This window comes from Paraburkholderia sp., assembly GCF_049581445.1.
Taxonomy (GTDB): domain Bacteria; phylum Pseudomonadota; class Gammaproteobacteria; order Burkholderiales; family Burkholderiaceae; genus Paraburkholderia.
Genome location: NZ_JBAURZ010000023.1, coordinates 1 through 6,217, shown reverse-complemented (window position 1 = coordinate 6,217; position 6,217 = coordinate 1). Strand labels below are relative to the sequence as shown.

The following is a 6,217-nucleotide window of genomic DNA, read 5'->3' as shown; positions in this document are numbered from 1 at the left end:
TCACCGGCTTGCCCGCATATTCCTCGCGGCTGTAGCCCATCTGCGCCGTGCGCGAACGATGGCCAAACGAACGCAGGTCGTTCACGCCATACCAGCGATGGCTGCGCAGTTCTTCGGGGGTCTTTCTTTTCGTGCTCACTTCGTATTGCTCCAGAAAACCTCAGTCGGTCACACGCCACGACCACGCGGCAACATCGACAGAGTGGGCCTCAGTGTCCATTCGGGGCGCGTTGCCACGTCAGCGTGGATGGACATGACAGAGATGCTGCGGCCGGCGGCGACATGCGTTGTCTTGATGCGAGGAGATCCCAGGTTTAGCGTTCGCATCGCGCCGCCAACATAAGGAATCCTTCATTTTCCAGGCTGCGTTCGTGCGCTAGCCTGCCAATGCCTTGATGAGCCAGTTGCGATTGGACCTGCGCTGAACGGGCGAGCGTGTTGATACCGAATGCCATACCAACACCCGGAGATTTGACTGACAACCCACCCGAAGCGAACATTCCGTCTCCTCGCCATCTTGTTATTTGGACAATCTGGAAGTTCATTACAGGCCAGATTTGCCGCTTGGGGCGGTCCGATGAGCGAACATACCGAATCACAGGCAATGATGTCAAGCAACTATACAGGTCAAAATTGCATCAAGCTTTCAGACAAATCTCCGCAAGCATTTGTTTTTATTAGTTTTATACTCGTAAATCGGGAAAACCCGAGTGTGGTAGATCGGTAAACACTGAACATCTGATGTTAAACACTCTACTGGTATGACAAGTGTGGCTTGCTCATTGGCTCGGCGACTCGCGCGCGCAATTCCGCCGTGGCCAGACCCTTCAACAGGCAGACGAAGTCGGTTGCGCGAGCAATGGCTTTACGCGATGCCAATGGGTGGCCCCGCGAACCAGGCAGAAGAATGGGCCTTCGGGCAGTGTCTAGAAAGGATGCGCGAGCCGCATGCGGGCAGCGCGCAGGCTCAACTGCGCGCGCCCACCACTTCGCGTCGCAAATGCGCGTTGTCGCCTGCCCTGCCGACCCTGCGACGATTTACGCCCGCGCGTCTGCCGCAAACGCCCGCTCGAACGCGAGCAATGCCTGCGTGGCGACGTCGACCGCCTCGTGGTGTTCCTTCGGTGTAGCGCTCAGGAGCGGCAAGATGGCGCCCATGTCGGCGATCCCCGAGAAAGTCACGGCATCGTGCAAAACACGAATCAGCGAAATCTCGTCGCGCAGTGTTTCGAGTGGCATGAATGCGTCGTAGAGACGTTGTGCGTCGGCGTCGCGCGCTTCTTTCGCGGCGCGCAGCAACGCGGTGACCGCATGCGATGCAATGCAGCCCGATCCCGTGGTCCACGATGCAAGCCCAAAATCGCGCACATGGACGAGCGCCGGGCGCTCGCCCATTCCCGACACCACGCGTGCCGGGTTGACGCTTTGCAACAGGCGTCGCAGATAAGCGTCGTCCGAAGGGTTGTCGCGCACGATGGCGTATTTGACCGCGATCAGCGTGCCGCGATCGACCAGTCGCGCAAGCGTGTCCACGTCGACGTAGTTTTCGCTCTTGATGTATAGCGTGAGCGGAATGCCCGCTGCGTCCACGATCCGCGTGAGCCCGGCTTCCACACCCTCGGACGTGGTAAAGCCGGCGAGCGGCAGCACCATCGCCGTGCGGTAGGAGGTCTGCGCGAGGATACGGGCCTGGTCGAGCATCTTGCCGTAGTCCGGTCCGATAGCCGGAATGACCCGTGTGTCAGGACCCGCGCTTTGCGCGAGCATATCGAGCAAGTCCCGGTACTCGCTCACGGCGACGTGATAAAAATTCGCGTTCCCCCCATACAGAAGCGTGCGAACACCACCCGCCTCGATATGCCGGATCAGCTTCAGATTTTCATTGGCGTCAGGCGACAGGTCAGCGCGGCGCGCCAGAGGCGGCACAGCCATCACGGTCGAGGCGAATTCGCTCTCGACGATAGGGGACACGTTCATGAGGTCTCTTGTCGGAATTGTTTGATTGCGGACGGGTGAAAGGTAGCACCGTCAGCGCCACGTTGTCAAACAACATGACAAATCAAAAAAATTACGACTTGCAGTTCAGTATCCGCGTTTGCGCTTTGGGTGCCGCCTTAGCTTGCTCGCCGCCAACAGACTCGGCTATGCGCCCACCATGCGTTCCATTGCGCGCTGCAGATGCACCCGCATTGCCTGTTCCGCGGCCTCTGGATCGCGCCGCCTAATGGCTTCGAGCACAGCAAGATGCTCCTGCTGGACGACCCGCTGCCGCTCGATCGACTTGGCCAGCGAAAGCTTGCGCGACAAGTCCATGCTGAATTCGATCTGCTCGCGAATGAAGGACAGCGCGGTAATAAAGAACTGGTTTTTCGAGGCTCGCGCCACCGTGAGGTGGAACGCGAAATCATCCCGCGCGCCAATGCCTTCGGTTTCGATCACCTGCTCAAGACTCTCCCAGGCGTGGGCAATGGCGGTGAGATCGGTTTCATCGGCCTTCAGCGCCGCGAGCGACGCACCGCCCACCTCCGTCATGACGCGGAATTCGTAGCAGCGCCGGATATCCGACAGGGTCTCAAGGGGAGCGAAGCGGCGCAGATCAGGATCGGGCCGCCGCCTGACCGTTGTGCCCGAACCCTGGCGGGTCGCGATGATGCCGTCGGCCCGCAACTGGGCCAGCGCCTCGCGCACGGTTGGCCGCGAGGTTTCGAAGCGCTCGGCCAGGCTGTGCTCACTCGGCAGGCGATCCCCTTCCCGATACTCGCCCTCAATGATGCGAGTCAGGATATCGCTGTAGACCCGTCCTGACATGCCGGGCGATTTGTTTTCGTTCATGGCAGAGGAAGAGTCGGAAGTTGTCACATCGACGCGTGATTGTACGACCAATTTTGCCAAAAACGCACAGTGGTTGACAAGTTTATTGCCGAGGAAAAACTTCAGGAGGTCCGAGCCGCGTCACCGGCTCACGCTCATAGCGCGTCAATTCATATGGAATGCCAGGTTCCTCGCAAAGCCAAACGATTCGTTCAGACTGCGATTTACGCAGATGGTGGATGGTCAACATGCCAGGAGGGTGCCTCCATTCAGGTACGAAGCAGGCATGCGATCGGACGCTCGGCGGCGGGGCATCACCACCCGGCACTTTTCGACAAGCGTCTGAAGGAACCCAAATTACAGCTCGCTCACAATCTTCTTCGCGCGCAGCACCGATGAGGGACTCATACTTAACTCGTTGACCCCCAATCCGACCAGGATCGGGATCATCTCTGGCCGCGCTGCCGCTTCACCGCACACGGCCACGCTGATATTTGCCTTCTTCGCGGCATCGCAAACCATGCCGATGGCCCGCAGCACCGCTGGATGGTCCGTTCTGTAGAGGCTCGCAAGCGTGGGATTAACGCGGTCGACCGCCATCACATACTGCGTCAGGTCGTTGGTGCCGATGGAGAAGAAGTCCACTTCCGGCGCCAGCAAATCCGCTGTCAGTGCAGCCGCCGGCGTCTCGACCATGATGCCGAGCTTCGGCACCCCATGAGCCACGCCTTCCCGCGTCAACTCCTGCGCGCAAATCGTCAGCAGTTCTTTTACGCGGTGGATCTCATCCAGATCGTCCACCATCGGCAACATGACGTGCACATTGCCCTGCGTCGCCGCACGCAGCAACGCACGCAATTGCGGCTTGAACACATCGGGACGGTCCAGACACATGCGCACGCCGCGCCAGCCGAGGAAAGGATTGTCCTCGTGGGGAAACACGATGCCCGGCACCGGCTTGTCGCCGCCGACATCCAGCGTGCGGATCACGACGGCGCGCGGCTGAAAAGCCTCGGCGAGACGGCTGTAGACCGCATACTGCTCGTCCTCGTCGGGTAACGTACGGCGATCCATGAAGAGTAGTTCCGTGCGGAACAGACCCACACCCATCGAGCCGGCTTCGAGCGCGGCGTCGATCTCCGCCAATGAACCCAGGTTGGCCGCGATTTCGATGTGCCGACCGTCGCTCGTGACGGGCGACACATCGCGATACACGCTCAAGGCGGCGTGACGACGCCGGTCCTGCGCAATCCGAGCGGAAAAATCAGCCTGCAATTCGGGCGATGGATCGAACCACACCTGCCCACGCCCGCCATCGAGCGCGACAGATGTCGCTTCGCGCAAACGCGCTTCCTCGACCGGCAAGCCGAGCACAGCGGGAATGCCATGCGCACGAGCCATGATCGCCAGGTGCGACGTTGCACTGCCCTTGGTACACACGAGCCCCACGATGTTAGATACGCGTGCGCGGGCAAAATCGAGTGCGGTCAGATCAGCGGCTAGCACGACACAGGGCTGGTCGAGGGTCGCGAGGCTCACATCGTCTTTGCCCAGCAAGCGCAGCGTCACCTGGCGCGTGATACCCCGGATGTCGTCGGCACGGCTGCGCAAATACTCATCGTCCATGGCAAGGAAGGCCGCAGCCAGCTCTCCGCCCACCTGAAGGGTCGCCGCGGCAGCATCCAGGCCTGTGGCAATCTTCTGCTTCACAGCGCCGGAAAATTCATCGCTTTGCGCGACGTCCGCGAGTGCCTCGACGATATCGTCATGCTGGCCCATTGCTTCGAACTGCTGATCGAGTGCCGCAATCGACTCGCGAAACGCCGTGCCAAACCGCTCCAGCTCCCCCTCCACTTCGGACAGGTCAATACACTGCCGCGTGGCGCGCAACTCCTCGGGCAAATAGACGAAGGCCTTGTTGCACGCGAGCCCTTCGCTCGCCGCCACGCCGCGAAGCGACGGCTCAACCACCGCTTCGCATCCCACAGGGCCGCTTTCCGCTCGGGGCACGTCCGCCTCTGCCTCCTCAGCTTTGCCGGCGCCATGGCCATTCGTGCCGTCGTTTGCACCGTCAGGCTTCGCCAGCGTCACGCCCGCCGTCGGCTCCGTCAAAAACTGCAGCAACCGGCGCACCGCATCGCTTTCGTCCGAACCATCTGCGCGCAGCAAAATCTGATCGTCTTGCTTGACGCCGAGCAGCATCAGCTTGACGGCGCTTTTTGCATCGGCACACGTTGAGCCACGAAAGATCTGCAACGAACAGGAAAACTCTTTCGCGAGCTTGGCGAACTGCGTGGCCGGCCGTGCGTGCAGACCTTCATTCACTTTGACGACGATTGCGGTTTCAAGCATGGCAAGACCTTCTCATGTAAAGCAGTCAACAGACGTCACCACAGCAAACACAGCGGGAGCCGCACAAGGCGCGACCACGCCCGCCTCAAAGATCGACGATCTCGATCAACGTGCCACTGCGAATACAGGCGAGCAACGCCTCCGTATCGACGGGTTGCGCGCAGATTTCACCTGGCCGTTCGGCGGTGTTCGAACCGTTGAAATTGATCACCACGTGGCCCATTTCATGTACCTTGTGCCACGCGGTCGGCCCGACTGCGGTAACCAACGCGCTAACCTCGCCGATGCGCAGTTGCGAGCCCTGACGCGGCGCCTCGGCATGCGCCTGTTCGGCGCGGTGCAGCACGGACACCTCGGCCAGTTCGGGCGGCGCGCCATCCGCGTACAGGATCAGCACGCCGCCCTCCAGCAGGTCCCGCACCTCGGGGCCCACCTCTGAAATCACCGTCTTGTAGTAATGCATGTTCGTCTCATCTCACCAGTTAAAGAGCGAAGCTCGCGGCCCACGCAATCAGCACCGAAATGGGCCCCATGATCTGCCGGCTGATCAGAACAGCTGGCACGCCGATGCGGATAGTTTCCGGCTTGGCCTCACCGAGTGCCATGCCCACCGGCACGAAATCGCAGCCCACCTGTGTGTCGTAAGCGAACAGCGCCGGCAGTGCCATCGCCGGTGGAATCGTGCCGTTGCCGATAGCCGGTCCAATAATCGCCGCGCCGATCACCTGGGCAATCACCGCGCCCGGGCCAAGCACCGGTGACAGGAACGGCAACCCGCAGATAGCCGACAGCACGATCAGGCCAATGATGTTGCCGGCGAGCGGCGAGAGCAGATGCGCGAGACCCGTGCCGATACCGGTCGAGTTGATGACGCCGATCAGCATGGTCACGAAGGCCATGAACGGCAGCACGTTGCGAATCACCGTGTCGATGGCTTTGCGACCGCTGTTGAACAGCACATTGACGACGCCACCCATGCCGCGCCCGATCGATGTGATGAAGCCGATCACGCCGCGTGAGCTTTCCTCCGCCGCGCGCGACGCGGTGCCGGCAC

The 6,217-nt window shown here is 61.0% G+C and carries 4 protein-coding genes and 2 pseudogenes; all 6 read right to left on the bottom strand.

The window, feature by feature from the left end:
* Nucleotides 1-1,038 precede the first annotated feature (1,038 nt).
* Entirely contained in the window at nucleotides 1,039-1,977 is a 939-nt protein-coding gene (locus WCA85_RS01300; protein ID WP_424061229.1) for a dihydrodipicolinate synthase family protein, read from the bottom strand.
* A 165-nt stretch (nucleotides 1,978-2,142) separates the two neighbouring features.
* Entirely contained in the window at nucleotides 2,143-2,832 is a 690-nt protein-coding gene (locus tag WCA85_RS01295; protein WP_424061228.1) for a FadR/GntR family transcriptional regulator, read from the bottom strand.
* A 97-nt stretch (nucleotides 2,833-2,929) separates the two neighbouring features.
* Nucleotides 2,930-3,061: pseudogene (locus WCA85_RS01290) on the bottom strand (glutathione S-transferase family protein); the annotation flags it as partial.
* 107 nt (nucleotides 3,062-3,168) lie between these two features.
* The gene (gene ptsP, locus WCA85_RS01285; RefSeq protein WP_424061227.1) at nucleotides 3,169-5,163 is read right to left on the bottom strand and encodes a phosphoenolpyruvate--protein phosphotransferase; all 1,995 of its coding nucleotides are present in this window, start codon (nucleotides 5,161-5,163) and stop codon (nucleotides 3,169-3,171) included.
* Nucleotides 5,164-5,248: 85 nt separating this feature from the next.
* Entirely contained in the window at nucleotides 5,249-5,626 is a 378-nt protein-coding gene (locus WCA85_RS01280; RefSeq protein WP_424061226.1) for a PTS glucitol/sorbitol transporter subunit IIA, read from the bottom strand.
* 19 nt (nucleotides 5,627-5,645) lie between these two features.
* Nucleotides 5,646-6,217, bottom strand: a pseudogene (locus WCA85_RS01275) (PTS glucitol/sorbitol transporter subunit IIB); the annotation flags it as partial.